At 48.5% G+C, this 24,591-nt stretch carries 20 protein-coding genes; all 20 read left to right on the forward strand.

Going from position 1 to position 24,591, the window contains the following annotated elements:
- The coding region (locus VIS48_03595; GenBank protein ID HEY9165226.1) for a hypothetical protein at nt 1-337 on the forward strand (337 nt) is incomplete at its 5' end.
- A gap of 186 nt (nt 338-523) precedes the next feature.
- A complete protein-coding gene (locus VIS48_03600) occupies nt 524-1,219 on the forward strand; it encodes a response regulator transcription factor (protein ID HEY9165227.1) in 696 nt (231 codons plus the stop codon).
- A gap of 178 nt (nt 1,220-1,397) precedes the next feature.
- On the forward strand, nt 1,398-2,087 hold the full coding sequence (locus tag VIS48_03605) for a response regulator transcription factor (GenBank protein HEY9165228.1): 690 nt from the start codon (nt 1,398-1,400) through the stop codon (nt 2,085-2,087).
- Between the two features lie 187 nt (nt 2,088-2,274).
- On the forward strand, nt 2,275-2,520 hold the full coding sequence (locus VIS48_03610) for a hypothetical protein (GenBank protein HEY9165229.1): 246 nt from the start codon (nt 2,275-2,277) through the stop codon (nt 2,518-2,520).
- A 280-nt stretch (nt 2,521-2,800) separates the two neighbouring features.
- The gene (locus tag VIS48_03615) at nt 2,801-3,025 is read left to right on the forward strand and encodes a hypothetical protein (GenBank protein HEY9165230.1); all 225 of its coding nucleotides are present in this window, start codon (nt 2,801-2,803) and stop codon (nt 3,023-3,025) included.
- A gap of 30 nt (nt 3,026-3,055) precedes the next feature.
- Nucleotides 3,056-3,268, forward strand: coding sequence for a hypothetical protein (locus VIS48_03620; GenBank protein HEY9165231.1), 213 nt, complete (start codon nt 3,056-3,058; stop codon nt 3,266-3,268).
- A gap of 87 nt (nt 3,269-3,355) precedes the next feature.
- Nucleotides 3,356-3,733 (forward strand): hypothetical protein, encoded by a 378-nt coding sequence (locus tag VIS48_03625; GenBank protein ID HEY9165232.1) that lies wholly within the window; start codon nt 3,356-3,358, stop codon nt 3,731-3,733.
- 983 nt (nt 3,734-4,716) lie between these two features.
- Nucleotides 4,717-5,997 carry a T9SS type A sorting domain-containing protein gene (locus VIS48_03630; GenBank protein HEY9165233.1) on the forward strand — a complete coding sequence of 427 codons (1,281 nt, stop codon included), beginning with the start codon at nt 4,717-4,719 and terminating at the stop codon, nt 5,995-5,997.
- A gap of 228 nt (nt 5,998-6,225) precedes the next feature.
- On the forward strand, nt 6,226-7,080 hold the full coding sequence (locus VIS48_03635) for a hypothetical protein (GenBank protein HEY9165234.1): 855 nt from the start codon (nt 6,226-6,228) through the stop codon (nt 7,078-7,080).
- 140 nt (nt 7,081-7,220) lie between these two features.
- Nucleotides 7,221-8,270: a T9SS type A sorting domain-containing protein gene (locus VIS48_03640; GenBank protein ID HEY9165235.1), complete on the forward strand. Its 1,050-nt coding sequence runs from the start codon at nt 7,221-7,223 to the stop codon at nt 8,268-8,270.
- Nucleotides 8,271-8,332: 62 nt separating this feature from the next.
- Nucleotides 8,333-9,334: a T9SS type A sorting domain-containing protein gene (locus VIS48_03645; GenBank protein HEY9165236.1), complete on the forward strand. Its 1,002-nt coding sequence runs from the start codon at nt 8,333-8,335 to the stop codon at nt 9,332-9,334.
- A complete protein-coding gene (locus VIS48_03650) occupies nt 9,331-10,737 on the forward strand; it encodes a T9SS type A sorting domain-containing protein (protein HEY9165237.1) in 1,407 nt (468 codons plus the stop codon). Before VIS48_03645 ends, VIS48_03650 begins: the two co-directional genes overlap by 4 nt.
- 238 nt (nt 10,738-10,975) lie before the next feature.
- Nucleotides 10,976-13,090, forward strand: coding sequence for a T9SS type A sorting domain-containing protein (locus tag VIS48_03655; protein HEY9165238.1), 2,115 nt, complete (start codon nt 10,976-10,978; stop codon nt 13,088-13,090).
- A 202-nt stretch (nt 13,091-13,292) separates the two neighbouring features.
- Entirely contained in the window at nt 13,293-14,207 is a 915-nt protein-coding gene (locus VIS48_03660) for a serine protease (protein HEY9165239.1), read from the forward strand.
- A 183-nt stretch (nt 14,208-14,390) separates the two neighbouring features.
- Entirely contained in the window at nt 14,391-14,888 is a 498-nt protein-coding gene (locus VIS48_03665) for a hypothetical protein (protein ID HEY9165240.1), read from the forward strand.
- Nucleotides 14,885-15,979, forward strand: a complete 1,095-nt coding sequence (locus tag VIS48_03670; protein HEY9165241.1) for a hypothetical protein — start codon at nt 14,885-14,887, stop codon at nt 15,977-15,979. The genes VIS48_03665 and VIS48_03670 overlap by 4 nt, the downstream gene beginning before the upstream one ends.
- A gap of 151 nt (nt 15,980-16,130) precedes the next feature.
- On the forward strand, nt 16,131-16,838 hold the full coding sequence (locus tag VIS48_03675) for a hypothetical protein (GenBank protein HEY9165242.1): 708 nt from the start codon (nt 16,131-16,133) through the stop codon (nt 16,836-16,838).
- A 235-nt stretch (nt 16,839-17,073) separates the two neighbouring features.
- On the forward strand, nt 17,074-19,182 hold the full coding sequence (locus VIS48_03680; GenBank protein ID HEY9165243.1) for a T9SS type A sorting domain-containing protein: 2,109 nt from the start codon (nt 17,074-17,076) through the stop codon (nt 19,180-19,182).
- A 112-nt stretch (nt 19,183-19,294) separates the two neighbouring features.
- Nucleotides 19,295-22,192 (forward strand): choice-of-anchor D domain-containing protein, encoded by a 2,898-nt coding sequence (locus tag VIS48_03685; GenBank protein HEY9165244.1) that lies wholly within the window; start codon nt 19,295-19,297, stop codon nt 22,190-22,192.
- Between the two features lie 150 nt (nt 22,193-22,342).
- Complete coding sequence (locus tag VIS48_03690) at nt 22,343-24,478, forward strand: T9SS type A sorting domain-containing protein (protein ID HEY9165245.1); 2,136 nt, start codon at nt 22,343-22,345, stop codon at nt 24,476-24,478.
- Nucleotides 24,479-24,591 lie beyond the last annotated feature (113 nt).

Consider the following 24,591-nt stretch of genomic DNA (forward strand, 5'->3'; position numbering starts at 1 on the left):
ACGGGCGGTCTCATCCGAAGGATACGGGAGAATCAAGTACTTCACGGAAGTCCTGCGGCTGCTGCACACCGATGAACAATTCCGGCGTTACTTCGAGCAGGAAACGACGGAAATTCCAAAGTTCTATACCGACATCATAAGGAAGGATCTTGGCTCGCTTTGGGACTGGCTTCCCCCGGGAGCAATGTACCATGATCCTAATGCTTACCTCAAAGATGAAAACAGCCGGGCGATAAGTAGTCCTGCAAGTGAGCCCGTCTTGGTCCCGGTGGGAAATGGAACAGAGGGGAGACAGGCGGGATTGAAGCATCTTACCGCGAATAGAAGGAGCTATTGACGCCTTTCCCACATTGATCTAACTCCAGCAAAAGCTTATACCAACCCTCCCATCAGAGTCGATGACTCCTTGAGTGATTGAACAACTTCGTCCAAATCCGTAACTTGTCTTCGAGTCAAGCCGCGGGATTCCGCCTTAGAGTTGTGCGGCCGGGAACCCGAGCTATTGACCTGGAGGTAGGAACATTTGGCCGATAAGATTCGAGTACTGATCATCGAGGATAATCCGCTCCTGCGCGAGGGCATTACCTCGATTATCAAGAGACAACCCGACATTCAGGTTGTCTCCGAACGCGGTCGAGGCAAAAAGCCTCTCCAAAAAATCCGTGACTTGAAACCGAACGTCGTCCTCCTCGATCTGGCTCTCAGGAGCCAGAGGAGTCTCGAGATCGTCAAATCGGTTAAATCAGATTTTCCCGGGACAAAAGTGATTGTGATGGATCTGGCCCCTACCGAGGCGGAAATACTGATGTTCGTGCGGGCTGGAGTGGCCGGTTTTGTGCTCAAAGACGCCACGACCGCGGATTTTCTGAAAACTATCCGGTCGGTTGCCCACGGTAAAAAGGTTCTGCCGGCGCTCATGACCGGCTCGCTCTTTTCGCAGATCGTGGAACAGGCTGTAAGCGGCGCGATCCCTCCACGAGTCATCGAATCCGTCAGAATGACAAAGCGGGAGCGCCAGGTGATCGAACTGATCACGGACGGATTATCAAACAAAGAAATTGCGAATAAGCTTCACCTCTCCACCTACACGGTGAAAAGTCACGTGCACAATATCCTCGAAAAACTCCTCCTTCGGTCCAGGGTTCAGATTGCCAAGTATGCTCTTACGAACCAGGATATTGTGAAGACGGAGGAAAGCATATCCCTGATAGAAGAATAAATCTGTTCTGAAGAGAATTAGTCCGCTTTTCATCCTCCTGGACGATTGAATACCCCCTTATGATCCTGTAATATATTACCATGTCCAGTTTAGAAAATCGTTCCTGCCTCATGAAATGGAGTGAGGAAGACACCGAATTCTCCGAACGATTTAAGAGGCGAAAATGCCGGAGCATTATATGAAAAAAACGAGATTGCTGCTTATCGAAGAGAACCACTTACTCCGCGAAGGACTAATAGCGATTCTCAGGCGACAGGAAGATATCGCGATAGTCGCCGTTTCAGATGGAATCGACAGTACCATCCTTAAGATTCACCAGATGAAACCTGATATCATCCTTTTAGATCTGGATCTCCGAAGTCAAAACAGTCTGCATACAGTTGGAATCGTGAAGAAGGAATTTCCAGAAGCGAAAGTAGTTGTGATGGACCTTGCTCCTTTGCAGGGCGACATCAGACAGTACGTGAATGCCGGTGCGTCCGGCTTTGTTCTGAAGGATACTACCTTCGACGATTTTCTGGCGGCGATTCGCGCAGTAGCGGAAGGTGCACAGGCTCTCCCGCCCAAGTTCTCCGATTCCCTCTTCTCGAAGATTGTCGAGCATGCGATCAAGAGCAAGAGAATAAAATCGACGGAGTCGGTGCGCATGAGCAAGACTGAAAAGGAAGTATTCGGATATCTTGGCGATGGCATGACCGATAAGGAAATAGGGCGGAAGCTGCACGCGCCGACACGGATGGTAAAAGGTCACGTGCAGAACATCATGAAGAAACTCTCTATGCATAACCGTCTCGAGTCGGTGAACCACAAGTACACAGAGGGGACCCTCAAGGCCATCGTTAGAAGTGCATCTGTGATCGACAGTTAAACTCCGTGTTAACAATTACTCTCCGTTCACTGGAGTCATCCCGCGGTGGAACCATCGCGTCGAGCCTTCATCTTACTGGATGGAGAGGGATCCTGATATCACGTGCTGGTCTTTCAATATGAACTTATTCAATATTGCATCCCTTGATCTTTACGGGTGGGCTGAACATGAGAAAGGAAATCAAGAAATGGAACTGAAAAGAATCGGACGACTACTGAGAAAACTATGGAGCGGTAGCGTCAGCTATTGGAGAAAATCGCTGGGCGAGTTGGTGGACGGCATATCAGCAAAGTACAAGGGTCTCACTGCGATCAACTGGCTGAATGTTCACAGGCTCTATGACTCACTGGCATGGAGATATTTGCGTTTCAGGATGTTTCTCTTAAGAAACGGATTAGCAAAGTCGAGGCGCGCTGGCATTCACTCATCTTGACTGGTTGGACAATCGAGTGTGTCGCATTCCGATGCTGGTGCCGACTTATGAAAACCGTTTTAAGCACCCTCTAGGTAGGGCATGCTTCTCGGTCGCCAGGCGGTGCTAATTTTGGAGTGCCGCTTGTCGATGCGAGATACGACAACAATCTATAATGGGAGGGAAGAGGATTGGATCTGAAGACGGGAATGGTGGAAGATAAATTGAATGAACCGGTTCTGGCATCGGTGATTTTGTGCGGATCGGCTCAGGGGACAGATGGAAATGCTTGGAGCCCTAAGTGGCTGATTGTGACGAGTTGCTCTTGAAAACCCTAGTCATATCGAATGCCCGTGACTGCTTCATCGAGCTGATCCATCGTGAATCCGATCCTGCGTCGTGGGTGGTGAAGTGCTGGACCAAGTTTCTCTGCTTCAAGAAGCAGATCTCGTCGGATTGGTTCAACGATGAGAAACAAGCTTTTGCGTTTGCAAATGAAATCAAGCGTCATCATAAGTGGCGTTAAGAACCTCATAAAGAAACGGATCAATCTAGAATGAAGAATATAGATCGCGACCTGCAAAACCCGAGGGGAAGTTCTCCTCCGTTCCAGGAAATTGAGACATGGATCGATGATGGGGCAAATGGAATTCATTGGGTGAGGACAAATATCACCGAGACGCGCGCACAGGTAAGCCGGTGTAGAGACTCTGATGACACGAAGAATATCGAGCGCATGGATGTGAAATCGAACAGGGACGGCTCTTAGGGCGGTCCAGCGGGAGATCAAACTCCGTGCTCAACTCCGATGCGGTATCCTGCAGCGAATGTGTTATATTGATCCTTTAGGAGACCTATGAGAGAGAAAAAGAATCTTGAATTTACTGTTCGTGTTGCAGGATCAATCCCTAAGAAACTCAATTCGCGTGACTCGGCAGAAAGGCTTGTCAGAAATGTTATATCCATGTGGAGAGAACGGTCTGACGAATATATGAAGAACTCGACCACTCTGAATCTCGATTTCAATGGAATTGAAAGCGTATCGGAGTCCGCCGTTGCCGCACTGGTGGAGTTCCGCCTCGAATTCGCGGAGGACAAAAATCCGGAAATCGAATTCTCCAATTTGCCGATCTCCGTAAGCAAAACAATCGCTTCAGTAGAGAGAAGTATTAGGCACAGCTCGGGGCGCATCGCGAGCCGGAAAAAGAAAAAAGGTTACTTGATAGAGATCTAGTCAGACCGCTTCTTGACATGAATTGCATTTAGGTTCTGTGCCATTGACAATTCACTTAGCTGTTGGTGGGGTAAAGAGCAAGGGCGCTAAGATCATCGACAGTAGATATCAGCAAGGGATGGTCACAGAGGGATTTACAATCCGAACCTTTACCGGACTCTGACAGAAATAAATCAGTGTAAGACGTCCACCCCCATGAGAAATGCCGCAATCAGTGCGCCTGGAGTGATTCTCCGCCAGAGGCGGATCGCTTTGCGAGAACCCCCAACCCTCAGATCCGTAGTCTGCTAAGAAGTTTTCAAACCGTTTGGTTCTTGCATAATCGCGTTCTTGCTTATACGCTTACGATATATTTTGGTTAAGTTGGCAACATTTTTGATGACAGTTTTGGTGATGCTCTGAGCCGTCGATAGCACGTTACAAGTCACCCTCGATCGTCAATCCTTCAGTGGCCTGACCTTGAATTAGATTTCAACTGAAGACAGGAGACTTCGAGGCGTTACTGAAGATCGCAGAACCGCCTTTATCGCACACGACCTTCCTCCACGTTACGTTTCATCTTTCGCCCGACTTTGGGAAATTCATTTAGTAAGTAAAGTGGTTAATGTTGTCTTTCACTCGGGATCAGTCTAAATTTGTGCAAGATATTAGGGCTGAAAAAGTGGTAAGTCGGAATCTCAATGATCACGAAGAGCATGACTGCCAAGTACGGGCGTTCATGTTCCATCCAGACGCAACAGCGATCATAATCACGAAGTGCTTAACCAGCTCGCCCGCCTTCCGCAAGTCCCGCCTTGCGGGACGGCGGACAGGCTTCGTGGCGCGCACTCTACATCAGGAAGAAGCGGCGCACGAACATGCTTGCGCACCGAAGTGTCTACCTGCACGAAGCGTTTCGCGTAGGCAGGCTTCAGCACGCAGGCGTGATTCGCGCAGAAGTTAGGAGAAATTTGCCATTGCGACCGCAAGGAAGGGAGCTTGGAATGAGTTCATTAGAAACGATTTCCATATTTATTGCTAACTTCATTTTGATGTTGCTGCCGGCAATTTCACCGGCCCAATGGGTTAAGGAAGCTGGGATCCAGGATCTTCGGATTGGGTCCATTGTGGAGATAAATACAGTTCTTTTCGCGGGAACCAATGGCGGTCTTTTTCGTTCAACCGATAACGGCACAAATTGGATCGAGATCAACCCTGGCATAGCTCCCGCTAATATTACCGCTCTTGGGGCCAACGAGACCGACGTCTTCATCGCGACTAATAGTTCTTCCTCGAATAGCCTGCTGGACTCCACTGACTACGGTGTGACTTGGTTAGCGATAGACGCTGGATTGCCGAGCGATTTCCCATTGTGCCTTGCTGCAAACGACACCTATGTATTAGTGGGTTTCCTAAATCATGGTGTGTACCTTTCGACAAATTCTGGTGGAAGTTGGCGCGCAATCAACTCTGGTCTTGACACAGTGAGCCAGGTGAATTTCCTAACAATCTCAGGAGAAAACTTCCTTGCTGGAACGAGATACGGAGGACTTTTCCTCTCAACAAACAAAGGCGAGACTTGGACATTTGCCGACCCTACAGTTCCTTTCGACTCCCTCGCCAAACACTTTGATAATGTCACAGCTCTTTTCGCAAAAGATTCGGAAGCCGTCGCTGCAACCTTGTCTTTAACCGGAATCCGCTGCTCTAGAAATGCGGGAGTATCTTGGACTTACGTTAACACGAACCTTCCAGGAAGCCCTGTCGTTGCATTAGCTCTCAATGGGCAAAGTATATTTGCAGCAACCGTCGACAGTGGTGTATTTCTCTCGAGAAACGGTGGTACAAACTGGACAGAAGTGGATTCGGGGCTATCTGACAAGCTCATTTTTTGCCTTGGCGTTGACGCAACGGATCTATTTGCTGGCACTTTGAGCGGTATTTGGCGAAGACCGCTTTCTGAAATGACCGCTGTCGATACCAGGACTGCAACTATTCACAGCGTGTACCACCTTGATCAAAATTACCCTAATCCCTTTAACCCATCCACGGTCATTAGCTACAACTTGCCAACCAGTGTTCTGGTAGTCTTAAATGTGTATGACGCCCTTGGAAGAATGGTCGAAACTCTAGTCGATCAGCGCGAGACCGCAGGCAACCATTCGGTGACATTCAATGCGAGCCACTTGTCGAGCGGAGTATATTTCTACAGACTTTCCGCAGGATCCCTTACGGGACAAGCAGGAACATTCAGTGAAACGAAGAAGCTGTTGCTGGTGAAATGACTGGTTTCATCTGAACTAGCTCGTTCCATTGATCTTCACTTAGAGGAGATTTACATTCTCCCATCGACAAAAGGGCTGTGGGAATGATGTCGTGGATTACAATCAATGAGAAAGATGTGGGTTTGGCACGCTTCGATAAAGACATCAGGAAGAAGCTGCGAGGCTATACCGATTGGATTATATAAGACACCAGCCGAGTACGATTTCACAGAGATATGAGGTGTGGTCATGAAAAGTGCATTAAGATTAGTAACGTACATGATTCTCGTATCGCTTCTTGGAAGGCCGCTTCATGCTCAGTGGGTCAAGACTAACGGTCCATACGGGGGGCCTATCGTGAATTGCTTTGCGACTGTGGGAACGAAGTTGTTTGCCGGCGTCTCAGATGACGGAGTTTATCTTTCAACTGATTCCGGCGTATCGTGGAAGCGAGTCAGTTCAAACCTCCCGAGCATTCACATCTACGCTTTGGCCAACGACGACGGCACCCTTCTGGCAGCTACTTCGAAGGGGTTGTTCAGCACAGTAAACGATGGTGCCAGTTGGTATCCGGCAGGTGAAGATCAGCGCCTCGACACCCTGATCTGCTATGTTGCGAGCATTGACTCAATCGTATTCGCCGCGCCTTACGGAAACGGCATCTTCCGCTCCTCAGACCACGGCAATACCTGGACACACGTGGATTCCGTCTACTCATACGCTCAGGTCTCAAGCTTTGCCAGCAGCGGTGGCTTCATTCTCAGTGCATCCGATGGCGGAGGGATCATTCGCTCTTTTGACAATGGAGTCACATGGGAGCCCGCCGATTCTGGATTGTTGAACAAGTTCGTGTCGAGCCTTAACGTCTCAGGCGCATACATGTTTGCCGCCACAATGGGCGGAATCTTCGTTTCAACAGACCACGGCGGATCTTGGACAGAGTCTGATTCGGGAATGACAATTAAGGTGGTCAGCAGCATGGTGACAGTGCTTCTTCTGACAATGGAAAGTCGTGGAAGCAGGCGAATACCGGACTCCTACCGGCCGGGTCCGTCGGTCTCTGGGTATACTCGTTTGGAGTTCTCAGCGGGTCCGTATTTGTAGCCACCGGGAACGGAGTTGCTTCTTCCTCGGATTTGGGATCGACCTGGTTTGCGGTAGATCTCCGTACAATAAATACAAATGTGCCTTGCATTATTGTGAAGGGGTCGAACCTTCTCGCGGGAACCAACGCGGGAAATTTCATGACAACCGACGAAGGCAATAAATGGACACCGATCAACAATGGACTGACAAATTACTCGGTTTCCTCCCTCACAGTAGAAGACACGCTTCTATTCTGCGGTACATCAAGTGGAGTTTTCGTTTCTATAGATAACGGCGCCAACTGGCGTTTCACAGATTCATCTCTTGGGAATCGGTTTGTTACATCACTTGCAGAGGGCGACAGCGCCGTCTTTGCCGGGACACTGACAGGCGTCTTCGCCACGACCGATAAGGGGCGATCCTGGATGTCATTAGATTCGGGAATAACATATCCGGCCGTCGAGATGATGACTACTCGAGATTCTCTTTTGTTTGTAGGCAGGCGTGGAGATGGCATAGATCGCTACGTCCGTACGAGTACCGGCTGGTACTATATCGGTAAGGCATATAGAGGCTATCCCATTAACGCAGTTATTGTGGACGACGTAAATCTCTATGCAGCTACCCAGTCCGGACGAATTTTCAAGTCGGCAGATGGAGGGGGGATATGGGAGCCTGCTGACATTGAGCTGGCTGACGCTTATTCATTCTGTTTCGCCACCTATGATACCATCCTCTTCACCGGAACAAACCTTGGGCTCTTCTTCTCCACCGATCGGGGCGTGACCTGGACGAACTCGAACGAGGGAATGAAGGGTTATGGTATCTATTCAATTATTGTCCATGACGGTTTCGTTTTTGCCGGAACACTGAGTGACGGTGTCTGGCGCAGGCCGTTGGATGAAATCATGACCGCGGTGCCAAATGATAGACGCGTAATCCCATTCCACTTTGAGCTTCACCAGAATTTTCCGAATCCTTTCAATCCAACTACCACCATCAAGTATGATCTGCCGGAAAACGCACTCGTTACAATTAAGGTCTTTGATGTCCTTGGAAAAGAAATAAGCAGACTGGTGTACGAACGTCAGCGGGCAGGAAGTCATTCAGTTGTCTTTAACGCGAGCAATCTACCGAGTGGAGTCTACTTCTACAGGCTGCAAGCAGGAACATTCAGTAATACAAAGAAACTGTTGCTCTTGAAATAAGCGGGTCGATGCGCTGAGACAGGCGCAGTTACTTCTTGAATGGAATGAAAGGAGTGAAGAACGTGAAAAAGACTTTGCTTTCCAGTTTACTCCTGTTGTTGTTTGCACAGTTCGGGGATGCGCAAGCGCAACTCTGGACCATACACGACCGATACGTATACATAAACAATTACGGAACTAACGAAACAGCGGGATCGCTACAAATTGAGGTGGGACCACCGTGGGTTACGACAGGCGGTACTACACGGATAATTAATCTCATCCCTTATGATTCACTTCCTCCAAGCATTCCCTTGGATAGTGTCTTTAACTACCTTCAGTCGGACACCATAACACTTGAAGATGACACAAGCCGAATTAGTTTTACTTGGGGATTCACAGGTGTCAGGCTCGATCAATTTCTCCAACCTGATTCCGTGGTTAAGATAACTTATGAGATTTGTGATGCGAAATCAGGTGTCCCGCTTTATTTGGCGCTACAAACTATGGTAGGGATCGGGTCAATTCCTGTGTTCGACACACTATCAGGTCAGTACATTCATATGTTCGAGGGACTGGGTGTTCGAGTTTTTCATTTCAGTAGTTACAATGGTGAAAAGATTGTTACCAAATGCGGGTTCAATTTCTCCTCGCTTAAGGTGAGCTCAGACTCAACGGGTTATAAATGTGGATTTGTAAGCGCTGATTATGGCTATCCAGACAGCTCGAGCTATTATACCTTGTGCCCGTTTTTGAAAGATACGCTTGGCCCAATGATGACGAATCTCGTCAGTGGAATCCGCAAACCTATTGGAACAACACCACCCTTTCTCTTAGCTCAGAATTATCCTAATCCGTTCAACCCTTCAACGGTCATTAGTTATGAATTGCCCACCAACTCCATTGTGGTCCTGAAAGTATTTGATGTTCTCGGAAGAGAAGCTGAATCTCTGGTCAATGGACGCCAGACCGCAGGCAACCATTCGGTGACATTCAATGCGAGCAACTTGCCGAGCGGGGTATACTTCTATCGCTTGTCAACTCAGGGTTATGTTAAGACAATGAAGATGATATTATGCAAGTGACTTGCCATAGTGAGAACAGGGGGCATGCCGGCGTGGCGATATTCCGGCGATCATTTGAGCCGATAATAGCTGCACTCGTGATTGCCACCTTCTCAATTGTTAAGACCGATGCGCAAGCGGGCAAAAGTTACCATGATACGGCGAGATTCACACCAAGTTTGGCAAGTGCGGATTCATTCATGATCGTTCTTTTCCCGGATATCCAGAACATGGTACAATACGACCATGCGCGCTGGGAGAGCATGCCGAATTGGGTCAGAGACAATAATTCGAACCGGAACATTAAAGCCGTGATTGGTCTGGGAGACAATATTAATGAGCCCGTGGACAGTGAGTTGAACGAAGCGGTGAAAGGTTGGAATGTAATCGATAGTACAGGATTGCCTTATGTCGTTTGTATAGGGAACCACGATTACGATTCTCTGAATAGCTCAGGATCGAGAGCTGATACCAAGTTCAATAAGTTATTCGGGCCTAGTCACTATGGTGGCAAGTATTGGTTCGGAGGTGCCTGCCCGGACTCCACACAGAATTACTACATAACTTTTTCAATACAGAATCAGCAGTATTTGATTTTGGCATTGGAATTTTTTCCCCGCAAGTCCGTTTTGAGTTGGGCGGACTCTGTTCTTGACTGTCACCCAGAGGCAGAGGTCATTCTTGCCACTCATGCATATCTTGAGGATCAAGAAAACCGAATCTCGTTTGAGTATGGCCCCCAGGCATACAAGTTGGACAACTCCTCAAACAGCGGTGACAGTCTCTGGGAAAACTTCATAAGGAAGAATCGGAACATAGGATTGGTGGTTTGTGGGCATATGGTTGAGGAATCCTACAACCTTGAGGATATGGTTTCGCCCGATCTCGATGGCTTTAACGTCGACCAATTGGTAGCAGACTATCAAAACTTTCCCTTGAATCCAAACGGGTACGGTCTAGGAGACGGAAACGGCGACGGTTGCATGGTGATATTGGAATATCATCCGCGCGACAGCATTTCAGTAAATAGTTTTTCCGCTTTACCCGTAGGGGCCGCTCCAACTCCCGGTGAATGTGTGATGCCTTGGCCGGGGAGTACAACATCGACACGTATTGGCAGAAATGGAGATGCCGTTCCCAGGTCTTGCTCACTTTATCAGAACTATCCGAATCCGTTCAACCCTTCAACAGTCATCACTTACCAGTTGCCGGCGAACTGCTTTGTGACATTAGAGCTCATTGATGTACTCGGTAGAGAAATCAAAACACTAGTCAATGAACATCAAGACGCAGGGAAACACGTCGTAAGCTTCAACGGTACCAACTTACCCAGCGGAGTATACTTCTACAGACTTTCCGCAGGATCCCTTACGGGACAAGCAGGAACATTCATTGAAACCAAGAAGCTATTGCTGATGAAATGACCGGCGCTATCCGAGCTAATTCGTTCTTTGATCTTTACACGGAGGGCAATTACATTCTTCCAACGACACGATAGGGCTGCGGGAATGCGCCGTCATGAAAGACAAGCGTTGCGTTGGGTTCTCTACGAGCGAGGTGGTATTATGTCGACGCTTCACACCACCCATATTAGCTGACATCGCAGCATAATTATTTGTAAGCTGCAGTTGTCTTTGACGCCTTACGAAAGGAGTAAGAGTCATGAAAAACATCCTTCGTCTCATGGTGTTGGTCGCTGCTGTCTTCATTTGCACGAGTCCTTCGGTTGCTCAATGGGTACAGACAAACGGACCCTCCGGCGGTCCTGTGCGTGGTTTTGCAGAAAACGGTTCCGCGCTCTTTGTAGCCACGTCGGGCGGCGTCTTCCTTTCGTCCAACGGTGGGGCGAATTGGTCCGCAGTCAATTCAGGGTTGGCGGAGTTATCTATCACTTGTATTGCTGTCAGTGAATCCCAACTCTTTGTCGGCGCTGCTAACAACAGTATTTTCCGTTCCACCGATGATGGCGCAACCTGGTCCGCGGTAAATCTCCCGGTGTCGAATCCTGAGGCAAATTGCTTTTGCGCTGATAACACTGACCTGTACGCTGGCACGAGGCACGGGATATTTCGTTCTACAGACAATGGAGCAAGCTGGACAGCAGTCGATTCCGGACTGACCAGTCTTGACGTTCGTTCTCTAGGTGTGAATGGTAGCAGTGTCTTCGCCGGAACACTGCCGTGGCCTGGTGGGACGTTGCAGAATGTGCTCTTCGTCTCCACGGACAAAGGAACAAGCTGGACTCCAATCAACATCGGATTAACCATACCGGGTGTTTTCTGTATCACCTTCAGCAGCTCCAGCATATTCGCAGGGACAATTGGTTATGTGCTTCGGTCAACGAACAATGGGTTGAGCTGGTCTGAGGCTGACTCAGGGATGTCCATCGGGGGATACACCGTTGAGTCTATCATAGCAAAAGGCACGGAGATTTTTGCAGCCATAGATGGCGGCGGCATCTACCGTTCAACGAATAATGGCGCCAGCTGGACGAAAGTCTCTTCAGATGCAATGGACCCGAACGTTCATCGTGTTTTTGTGAGCGGCTCCAATCTTCTTGCAGGAACCGAGAATCGGGGTGTTTTTCTTTCCACTGATGAGGGTGCGACTTGGACGAACACCAGTTCGGGAATGGCAAATGCATTCATCTCGTGCCTTGTCTCCAGCGGGACTAGCCTCTTTGCGGGCGGTTTCGGAGGAACCCTGTCTGTTTCCAGCGACGGCGGAACACACTGGGCTTGCATCAATTCCAATTTGCCAACAAGGACAGGTATTCTTTCGCTTGCGACAGATGGTACTAGTCTTCTTGTCGGCAGCTGGCAGGGAATATTTGTCTCCAGTGACAACGGGACGAGTTGGAACGCAATAGACACCGGCTTGACAAATAAGGTCGTCATCTCAATACTCGCATCTGATTCGGTCCTCTTAGCAGGGACAACCGGCGGCCTCTTTCGTTCTAGCAATTATGGCAGAAGTTGGGCTCCGGTAAATTCAGAATACACGAAATCATCGCTTACTGCATTCGCTACGATTGGGTCTGTCATATTCGCAGGCACAGATTCAGACGGGGTGCTTCGTTCAGTTGATGCCGGAATGAATTGGACTCAAGTCGACTCCGGAATTACACGACTTGATATATACTCATTTGCGGTGATCGGTTCGTATCTTTTTGCCGGAACTTACAATCAGATTTTTCGATCCACCGACTTCGGTGCGAGCTGGACCAATACGTCTTCAGGATTGACCGGTTCCGCTATTTCTCTTGCCGCAGGCAACGATGCCCTGGTCGCGGGCACTTCTGATGGTGTATTTGTTTTTTCCGATAGCGGTATTATCTGGAGCGCAATCAATACCGGACTGATAGACAGTCAAGTTCTTGCCCTTAGTGTCTGCGGGAATAATGTCTTCGCAGGGGCAGGCGGCGCAGGAGTGTGGAGAAGGCCGTTATCGGAAATCATTGTCAATGTACACCCCTCGTTGGAGAAGATACCCATAGCATATCAACTTGATCAGAGCTATCCCAACCCATTCAACCCCACAACGACTATTAACTACAAGTTACCCGCAAACGCTTTTGTGACATTGAAGGTTTATGATGTTCTCGGAAGGGCAGTGCAGACGCTAGTCGGTGAGCGCCAGACCGCAGGCAATCATTCAGTGACTTTCAATGCAAGCAATCTACCAAGCGGAGTATACTTCTACAGACTTTCCGCAGGATCCCTTACGGGACAAGCAGGAACATTCAGTGAAACCAAGAAGCTGTTGCTGATGAAATGACCGGCGCTATCTGAGCTAATTCGTTCTTTGATCTTTACACGGAGGGCAATTACATTCTCCCATCGACACGAGGGCCGTGGGAATGATGTCGTGGACTTCAATCGAGAAGAAAATAAACGAAACAGTTCGTTAACCAAACCGAATAAGCATGATTAACGAATACGTTAACCAAGTAGTTAGCCGCCATTACTGTGAGGAGCAAATGAAAGTATTTATTCTCCTAATTTCAATTCTACTATCGGTACAACCTATGAACGCTCAGCCCAATGTTGAACATATCTCGATGATTACTACGCCAGTCTTGCTACTGAAGGGGAATTCTGTGGTTTCTCAGGGAACAGGTTTCTACTATGCTTTGCAAGACACGGCAAAGAACATGACGGTGATCTTTCTAGTTACAAATTATCATGTTCTCACGGGTTCCGCCCCCATTGAGAGGAAGCCCCCCATCGGGGATAACGTCATCTTTTTCTTCCACAAGGATGAAAAGAATACCGGTAACCTGAAAGAGGTTCGCTATCCACTATTTACAAAGCTCGGCGATCCCACCTGGATTTTTAGTAAGCTTTACCCTGACGCGGACGTAGCGATCATACCGTTAGCCTCTGGTGCTTATCAGGACTGTAAAGTCTTTGGCATCTCTGAACAATGGACAAAGGCCCCGATAAAGTTGCGTCCTTCTTCAAGAGTTACGCTTGTTGGCTACCCCTACGGTTATGAGGACACCGTGAATGCTCTGCCGATCTGGAAGACGGGTAGCATCGCATCCGAACCAAATGTTGATTTCTCAGGTAAACCACTTTTTGTAGTCGATGTTTCTGCCTTTCCTGGGATGTCAGGATCGCCAGTATTCGCGGTTTCTTATGGGACCTACGAGATGGAGCAGGGCGGCACAGGTGTCGGCAGCGTTCAAAAGTTTCTTGGTATCTATGCGAGCATGGAAATGTTACAGGAGAAGAAGTTCCTTGAAGAGCTACAAACTGGGAAGAAGGAAGGGATCGTAATTACGGAGTCACTGCAACTCGGCCACGTATGGAAAGCTCAGCTCATCATAGATATGGTGAAGTCGATTAATGTACCAGAATATGAAGAGAAGATTCTAAAAAACATACAGTAACGGCGGCTAACAATTGGCTAAAAGACGCTCATCATGAAAATATATAGTGTTCGCTTCATGTCGTTGCTCACGTTCTGGATGCTACGCAGCATTAGTACTTCGCAACGGCACAGACATTTAGCCGATGGACCTTAGCCGCAAGCACGAGACGCGCTTTATTCAGATCAAGTTTCGGAGTCAAATGTGAAAATGTTCGTTCCATTGGTCGGATGCCTGTTATTCGCGGGCTGTTGTCTCTTTTCTTCCTCGTCCGAGGGCAGCCACGATGTCCAATTTGTTCAAATATTTCTTCACACAGGTGCGCTTGATGAGTTGGACACATTCCACGGAACGTACCAGAAGGATCTCATCCCTGGAACCGTGAAGACCACAATGTGGCTGACAACCAGAGAACAGGAAATCATCGCTACTGCGTTGGAGCGCTACAAGTTCTTCTCTCTACCTGACACTATTTATAAATTCCCTGCCAACGAAACTATATCTCCCAATCTGGGTACGCAAGTTCTGCGGGTAAAATATAACGGGAAAGATAAGACGGTGGTTTGGGATAGTGGGCTTGAGCTTGCCACGCATAACAAGTACAAGTATTTCATCGAGAGCATAACACAATTGATAGGGGACATCGTTGCTTCCAAACCAGAGTACAAGGCACTTCCTCCTGCGAAAGGCGGTTATCAATGATGCCCATCGTCTCGTGCCAGCGGCTAACAGCGGCAATCACGACGCTCGACTATTATATAGAATCGATCTCGCTTCATGCCGCGCACATAATAGGCTACAAGGAGCGCGGCACGACTTTGTCCCGCAGGACGTTATGCGCAAGCACGCTGATCATAGATGATTGGCCACTGATGAGGAAAATGATGAAACACATACTGTTCGTATTGGTTGCGATTTGCTGTTGCAATCCAAGCTTTGCTCAAGATCACGACCAAGTTTTCGATCATGCCGTGACGGATACTGTGCTGGACAGGATGGATACTGTTAACATCGGTGCGTCCACGATACTCATTTTTGAGACGATAACGCTGGATGACACCAACGCGGCTCCCAGCCAACTCGAGTACTTTCAAGTCATCAATATATTTGATCCTGCAAAAGGCAATATCGTTCAGGAGATACCAGACTCAGGGCATTCACACCATGAGATAGAGTTTATTGATATCAATTCCGACAGGTACGAGGACCTTATGATTCACGAGGATGACTACAACTTGCTGCAGCCGAGCAATGTATGGTTATTCAAACCGCAGGAAAATCGTTTCCAGTATTCAGAGGAACTATCAGGCTTGAGCGAGCTATCAAGTGGTAATGACGGAACCATAACCTCCCAAAGCCTTTCATTGGGTGGAACGGGAGGTGGGTACTCCAAATACAGGTTCGAACATGACACTCTTGTCACGATCGAGGACGTTTACAGTGATCGCTTTGACTACGAAAAGAAGGTGCTTGTTGACGGCGAGATGGAGACTGTTGAACTCGATCGAAGTGACCATGGCGGAGATATTCAAACGGTCACTTCGAAGCGGATGGTGTCGGATTCGCTTCGGATTGTGAACAAGAGGATAATAAAGGATGCTTATGGAATGGACCTAACAACCGTAAACAAAGAGGCGATTCTTGGTGAACCTTTTGGAACGTACATCCTTCTGGAGGAACATGAATACGAATACAAGAAAACGCATCATGGGAAGTTCGCAGTTCATGAGACAATAAAGAAGCTCGTGAACAACATATTCAAAACAACCACCAAAGACTCCATTGATCGTTAGCGTGCCTGCGCCTAACATGCCGCATCACGGCGCTCGTAGTTTTTATATATCGTTCTCGCTTCATGCCGCCGTCATATGTATTTCATGGAACGGCGGCACGGCGTCATGCGGCCGACGTTATCTGCAACCGCCTGAATGGAGGATTGCGGGGATGAAAATCCTCTCAATGCTAATAGCAATTCTCTTTTTTGCGCCGTTTCCAACTAAGGCTCAGGGACTACCGTCAGATTCCTTGCAGGACGAAATAGTCATTGATACTGTTTACGTCCTGACGATAAATGATACAATGCCCAATTACAGTTTCCATTACATGGCTTATCGCGGAGAATGGCTTAAAATTGTTGTGTCAGATGTCGAGACAGGAGATACTATCCAAACCATCGAGGATGACTTCGGTGTTTCGTCTGACCAGTCTGAATATGTAGAGCCATTATGGATGATGGATTTGAACTACGATGGATACGGCGATCTGATGTTATTGACTGGTATGCATCAAATCCTCGGTAGAAGCAGTTATTCTTACTGGTTGTATAACCCCAAAATAGGGCGCTTTGGACGGGACGAGAGAATGTCCTCGCAACTCAATGATGAGCCAGAATTCGATTTGACTAACCGTACCGTGAAAACTTTCTCTGTTGATTACCCAGGTACATTCAACAGAGAAGATGACACCTACAAGTTTATCAACGGCTCGTATGTTCTGATTAGACGACTGAAGTGTAGCGTGCAGGCGAATCCAGAACGGGAAGGCAATACTCAATGGATCTGGAGTCTTGAAGAATTGAGTAGCGGGAAATTAAAGATGGTAAAAAAGCACATAGGACCAGCCATGCCTGCTTGGGCAAAGGAGTTAGAATGATCACTCGGGCGGCTGCAGAGAACACGCGGCAAAAAGACGCTCCGCACCTGTGTGCCGAAGCCTGCCTACGCGAAACGCTTCGTGCAGGCAGGCACTTCGGTGCGCAGGCACATTTCTATATGTCGTGGTCGCCTCATGCCGCCCTTAATGAGAAAATCTCGATGGACGGCACGGACTTTTGCTCGCCGGACGTTAGTTGCAACTGCCCTCCGGTATTTTAAGAAAGGAGATGCACATGAAAAATGTTTTACGAAATGTCCGCAGAGGCGGGTTCCTGTTTGTATTGTTTTGCCTATTCACCGGCATGAATCCATTGGATGCTCAATGGGTTCAAACAGGTCCTTACGGTGGTGACGTCAATTCTTTTTTCGTCTCTCCCAACGGGGCAGGCGGCACAGACATCTATGCCGGAGCTTTTGGCTCCGGTGTCTTTCTGTCAACGAACAATGGTACAAACTGGATTGCGGTCGTTAACGGCTTGACTACCGGCAATGTCATGGGTGTTGCGGTTTCCGGAACGAATCTTTTTGAGGGGATCAATCGTGGCGGAGTGTTTCTTTCCACCGACAACGGCACAAGCTGGACAGCGGTCAACAACGGCTTGACAAATAACGTTATCGACGTTCTTGCCCTCTCCGGCACAAATATCTTTCTCGGCACTTATGGCGGCGGAGTTTTTCTATCTACTAACAACGGCACAAGCTGGACAGCAGTCAATAACGGCTTGACGAATAATATTATAAATGCTTTTGCCTTCTCCGGCACGAATGTCTTCACGGCGACTTCGGGTGGTGGCGTGTTCCTGTCAACTAACGATGGCACAAACTGGACAGCGGTCAATAACGGCTTGACGAACATTAATGTGGCATCTCTTGCCTTATTCGGCACAAGTTTATTTGCTGGAACCAGTTCGGGCGGTGTCTTCCTCTCGACCAACAACGGCACAAGCTGGACTGCGGTCAATTCTGGCTTGCCTAATGTCACTATCAAAACTCTTGCGATCTCAGGCACAAACCTATTTGCCGGGACCTCTGGTGACGGTGTTTATCTCTCGACCAACAACGGCACAAGTTGGACTGCGGTCAATTCAGGATTGACGAACACCACTGTCGGGTCTCTCGCCTTCTCGGGCACGAATCTCTTCGCCGGGACTAATGGCGGCGGTGTCTTTCGCTCCACCGATAACGGTACAAGCTGGACTCAAATCGGCGTGCCATACCTTGCTATTAGTAGTATCATCTCCTCCGGCTCAGATCTCTTCGCTGGGACGCCATACAATGGTGTCCTCCTATCGACGAACAACGGCGCGAGCTGGACTCGGGTCAATTCAGGATTTCCAACAAACTGTGTGCCCGATGCTTTTGCCATCTCCGACGCGAATCTCTTTGCCGGGGGTTATGGTGACGGTGTCTATCTCTCGACGAATAACGGCACAAGCTGGACAGCGGTCAATACAGGCTTGACGAACAAAAAGGTCTACGCCCTTGCAGTCTTAGGCACAGATCTCTTTGCCGGGACTAATGGCGGGGGTGTCTTTGTGTCGACAAGCAACGGCGCAAGCTGGACTGCGGTCAATTCAGGATTGCCAGCAAGCGCTTTTGTCAGCGCTTTTGCCGTCTCAGGCACGAATATTTTTGCTGGAACCAGCGACAGTGTTTTTCTGTCGACCAACTATGGTGGAAGCTGGACAGTAACCAATTCAGGATTGCCCCCGAATACTATTGTTGATGCTTTTGCCCTCTCCGGCACAAATATCTTTCTCGGCACTTATGGCGGCGGTATTTATCTTTCCACTAATAGCGGCGCAACCTGGACTGCCACCGGATTGACAAATGGATCTGTCAGCGGTTTTGCCGTCTCCGGCACGAACGTCTTTGCCGGCACTTATGACGGCGGCGTTTATCTTTCCACGAATACCGGGGCAAGCTGGGTAGCAGTCAACTCTGGGCTGATCGACCAAGAAGTTGATTTTATTGCTGTCAATGGCACAAACCTCTTTGCGGGGACCGTCAGTGGTGTCTGGCGGAGAACGCTGTCTGAAATGATTACTGGAATCAAGGAAACAGATGGCGATCTTCCGGCAGAATTCTCTCTTTCGCAGAATTTTCCCAATCCGCTCAATCCGTCGACGGTCATCAGCTATCGATTGCCAGTAAGTTGCTACGCGACTTTAAAGATTTACGATGTGCTCGGAAGGGAAGTTGCCACTTTGGTCAACGAGCGCCAGACCGCAGGCAACCACTACGTGACATTCAACGCAAGCAACTTGCCGAGCGGAGTGTATTTCTACAGACTGCAGGCAGGTTCGTTTACCCAGACAAGGAAGTTAGTTTTAATCAGATGAAAGTCGCTAAAATATCCGGAGAAAACGCGGAACGTAAGCAGAAATAGACCAAAAATATAGAGGTCTCAAGTATCTATTTTGCAATCGTCTCAACCAAGTGAGGAGGAGAGAAATGAGAGCAAAAGTTATACTATGCTTTGTAGCTGGCTTGGTAGTTTCAAGCTTTGCAAACGCTGGAACGAAGTACCATGCTCGCACAATAGCGGCGAATGCGGATACCATCTACATCCCCGGCGGTACCCTTCTCGGCGCGGAAAACGCGGGCTCGACGGAAACGACCATCAACAATGATACTATTGGCACTGCCAGGAGAAATCCCAACCGGGTCTACGCACTTTACGAAGGACAGGTGTACTACCAATTGGCTCCTATCAATGTGTACGATCCCGGCTGCACGTTGACAATAGTAGGTGTACCATCAAGCTACGGAACGACGAAACCGATCATCCTGGTACAGCCGACTAATGGCATGGGAGTCGGCCTCGGTCTTTCTGCAGGTACAAGTACAGTCAACGAAGTCTGCGGCAGTATTAAGTTGGTGAACATACATTACCAGACCATGGAGATGGATGGATCCCAGACTATGGACCTTTTCTCCTGCAGTACGGCCAACAACCTGCCTCAAAGGTTGACAATCGACAACTGCCTGTTTGAATTCAGCAAAGATGCGCTCTTCGATTGTTTCAACCCAAATGAATCCGCCGGCGGCTACCCCCATGAGGCTGAGGTCTTCATAACCAACTCCTATTTCCGCAATATGTTCAATGAGGAACAGTGGTGGGGATCGAGAATCTTCGAATGCGACCATCCGGTAGACACTCTCTGGTTCGAAAACAATACTGTTACAACACCCGGTTTGATGTTCTGTGTCCAGCAAGGTAAGCTTACCGACTTTGCCTACTTCAACCACAATACCATCATCAACAGCATGAAAGACTGGCTCCTTTCCCCGTTCTACCATGAGCTTTACATCACCAATAATATATTTGTCAACCAGAACTGGGTCGGTGAAGATACAAATGTAACTTATTATGCCGGATTGGATCCGGATTCCGAATTCATGAGCACAATCAATATCGATTCAGTCAACGCCAAATACAGAGTAGTGGTACCACAGAAATATTATGCCGGCGATTCGTCGCATTATACTTCAGACCTGTTTCTGTGTAACATGAGAGTATATGTGTCGAACAACGTTAACTATGACGACTCTTTGCTGATCAACGGGTATTATAAATCTCCGACGTTCGTGGATCCCGCGCTCGGGACTCCCCCTTCATACTTGAGTCTGATTGTGCAACTAAGTTCGAATGGGCCATGGAAAATAAATAACCTCCCGGCTGAATGGATGAACCAGCGTACTCAGGCTTCGTTCTCTAAGTACCGGCCCGGCGGCGGTTACGCATCTCCCGATTGCGGATTCGTCGAAGAGGAAACATCGGCCGCGAACCCCAACATGCAGACTCCCGGAATCGCCGACGCATCTGTGGTGACGAGCATGGGAGAGTGGACTCAAAGTCAGTGGATGGATCCAAGATTTTTCTCCGTCCCGCCGCCGAACATCACCGGGAGTAAATACATCTATGGTGACTATAATCCGCAAACTATTCCCGGATACAAGACGGAAAACGGGAGCGGGATAACCAGGTTCACCGACCTGACTGAGAATTTCGGTCAGTCATCCGTTATTTCACAAATCGATGGCCTCCCGGTCGGGTCTTTGATCTGGAATGATGCCGACCTTGCCTCTTATAATTCCTCGGAGGAGTGGCAGAAAGTCCAAGCAGCCTATTTGAGCAACGTCGGAGGCGTTTTACTCAGCGATCGGTCGATTGCTTTCGGCCCTGTGCTTTCACACTCGACAAAGTTAGATACACTCAGAATAACCAACTACGCTTCACAGCCATTCATTATCGACTCCGTTACTACAGGCACGAAGTGGTTCGTTACTTCATCGATCCATGATACGCTCAATTATGGAAACAGCCTTGGCCTCAGCGTCGCATTCACTCCGGATACCGCACTGACATATTCGGACACGCTTTTTATTTTTGGGAATTCAACTGCTCCCTTAAGGAAGGTACCGTTGAGCGGGAGCAAAGCGGTGCCGCAGGTGGTACTGAATCAACTCCGAGTCGAATTCGGCCAGGTTTGCCTTGACTCCACTAAGACAGACACTATTAAAATCACGAACAGTTCGATAGCGACTCTCAGTATCGATTCGGTATACACTAAGACGAAGTGGTTCAAAGTCTCATCGGTGCAGGAAATGATCGTTTTTGGCGATACACTGGATCTCCCTATCTCGTTCAAGCCAGACACGACGGTCACCTATTCGGATACCCTTTACATTCTCAGCAACTCGACGATTCCCATAATCAAGGTGCCGTTAAGCGGGATCAAAGCCGTTCCGCAGATATCGGTCTACGAATCCGGCATTGACTATTCATCGATACATAAGGGATCCGTAGTGATAGACACCGTTAAGATTACCAACGCGTCGCCGGCTTCCCTTATCATCGACTCCCTTTATACTGGTACCAAGTACTTCACCGTTGCCTCGATCCACGATACTGTCACAATTTGCGATACGCTAAGATTATTAGTCTCATTTGCTCCAGACACGAGTGGTATTTGGTCTGATACGCTTTATATCCTGAGCAATTCAGTTTATAGGCTGACAAAGTTCCTGCTGGGCGGGAATCGTTACTACTTAGTCGGATTGGGAAATCGGAACGGCATCCCGGCCAGCTACGGCCTTTCTCAAAATTATCCCAATCCGTTCAATCCAACAACTGTAATCAATTACCAGCTGCCGATGAACAGTCATGTAACACTAAGGGTTTATGATGTGCTCGGCAGAGAAGTGGTGACTTTGGTGAATGAGAATGAAAGCGCGGGATACAAATCGGTCAATTTCAACGCAAGCAACTTGCCGAGCGGAGTATATTTCTATCGGATTCAAGCAGGAACATACAGCGCCACGAAGAAGCTTCTTTTATTGAAATGAGACGGGGAACTGCAACTCGCAAACTCAAAAGGGTGCTCCGCATTTTTATATATTGTGGTTGCTTCATTGCTTTCGGGCGTTAGTTGCAATTGTCCTTAACGGTTCAAGAAAGGAGGACGTCTTATCAAAAACAGACTGCTGATTTTAGTGATGACGGCTTTTATCTTTGTTGCCAGAAGTCCACTGCCCGCCCAATGGGTTCAGACAAATGGGCCTTATGGTGGTTGGGTAAACGCGACGGGAGCCAAGGGAGGGGATCTATTCTTAGCGACTTCGTTCAATGGTGGGATCTTCCGTTCAACCGACAGTGGCAGCAGTTGGAAAGCCGTTAACGATGGCCTGACGGCAGACTCAAATGGCAACGTTCCCAGAGATATTTGGCAAATTGCTTTTTCAGATTCAAAGATCTTCGCTTCTACCAGCGAAGGAGTCTTTGTAAGCACCAACAACGGCGAAAGCTGGGGGATCTCCAACAACGGGATTCCGATCACACAGATTCTTAGCATATCCGCGTCAAGGACAAACGTTTTTGCCGGCGACCAGGAAACCCTTTACCTTTCCAGAGATGAGGGTGAAACGTGGACAGTTGTCAGTGCCGGACCGGTCCAAACCAATTCATATTCGATCACTTCGCTTCTGGTTTCGGACACCAGCTTATTTATCGGAACTGAACATGGCATCTTTCTTTCCTCAGATTGGGGCTTAAATTGGAGCCGAGTGGATCCCGTCTCGGGAGATAGCAGCATAACCTTTCTTGCCGTTTCGGGGACGAGACTTTTCGCTGGGACTCAAACGGGGCTATTCTTTTCCAATAATGGGACCAATTGGTCCGGCACCAGCGTGCCAAACGTCCCCGTTTATTCCATTGCCATAGACGACTCGAACATCTTTGTTGGAACACTCAATGCTCCGTTCCTATCCACCGATAATGGCACAACATGGCGAAGCGTGTGCACATTCAATACCTGCAGTGGTTTGGAAATGGCTATGCCAGTTGCGGCATCAGGTGGAAATCTTTTCGCCATGTTCGACAAAGCTGAGTCTACCTTTGGATTGGGCATTTCACGTTCAACAGATGAAGGGGCAACCTGGATGGATGCCGATTCTGGTTTGGCAAACACACTCGTTTATTCCATCGCCGTGGCAGGGGGCAGTCTATTTACTGTCTCATGTTTGCGGGATAACCGTGTTCTACGATCGACCGATGGCGGTGACTCTTGGACATCAGGTGGAATGCTCGGTGATGTTGAGGGTTCCATTGGTCTTGTCGTTGCCTCCGGAGAAACTCTGTTCGCCGCGAGCACTAGTACACTCTACCGCTCAACTGACATAAGCTCATCCTGGAACGCCATATTGGGTGCGGGTACCTACTCCTTAGCTGTATCTGGATCAGAAATGTTGGCCGGAGGATACGCAGCGGTTTATCTTTCAACTGATGGTGGCAGAGACTGGTCGCAACCTGTTTCAGATCCTCATGATGCCACTTACTTCGTGGCGGTATGTATTTTCGGAGATAATATGCTTGCGGCTGGACCCGGCGCCATGTTCGAATCCACCGATGCTGGGAGAACCTGGTCTCGTAGCGACAGCTCATGGAGGAATACAAATGTTTGTCAATTTGCAACGCTAGGCCAAAGGGTGTTTATCGGCACAAGCAATGGCGTGTTCTGCTCTGCAGATACAGGCAAAAGCTGGGTTGCCGTTAGCACCGGCATGAAAAACCTGCAAGTGTTGTCACTTACAGTTTACAAGGAAAATCTTTTCGCTGCTACACAAGGAGGGGTTTTTCTCTCGACTGATAACGGTGACAACTGGGTGTCAGTTGATACTGGTTTGACAAACCTAAACGTTAGTTCGCTTGCGGTCTCGAACGGCTATCTCTTTGCCGCCACCATCGGGGCTGGCGTCTGGCGGCGACAGCTATCGGAAATGATCGACGCAGTAACGCGACCCTCAAAAGATTTCCCTGAACACTTTTGGCTTAGCCAGAACTATCCGAACCCGTTCAACCCATCAACCTTAATCAGTTATCAGTTGCCACTAAATGGCATGGTAACACTGAAGATCTACGACGTCCTTGGTAGAGAAGTAGAGACATTGGTCAACGAACGCCAGACCGCAGGCAATCATTCAGTGACTTTCAATGCAATCAATCTACCGAGCGGAGTATACTTCTACAGACTTTCCGCAGGATCCCTTACGGGACAAGCAGGAACATTCAGCGAAACCAAGAAGCTATTGCTTTTGAAAGGTTGTGACCCCCGTAACTTGGTCCATTTTGAGTGAGAAAAAAAGGGTACATTTGCACTAACAAAATGGAGCCTACAGGACATGAAGAAACGATTCACGGAACAGCAGATCGTCTTTGCCCTCCGGCAGGCTGAAGCAGGAACACCGGT

The organism is Candidatus Kryptoniota bacterium (genome assembly GCA_036567965.1).
Classification (GTDB): Bacteria; Bacteroidota; Ignavibacteria; order Kryptoniales; family JAKASW01; genus JAKASW01.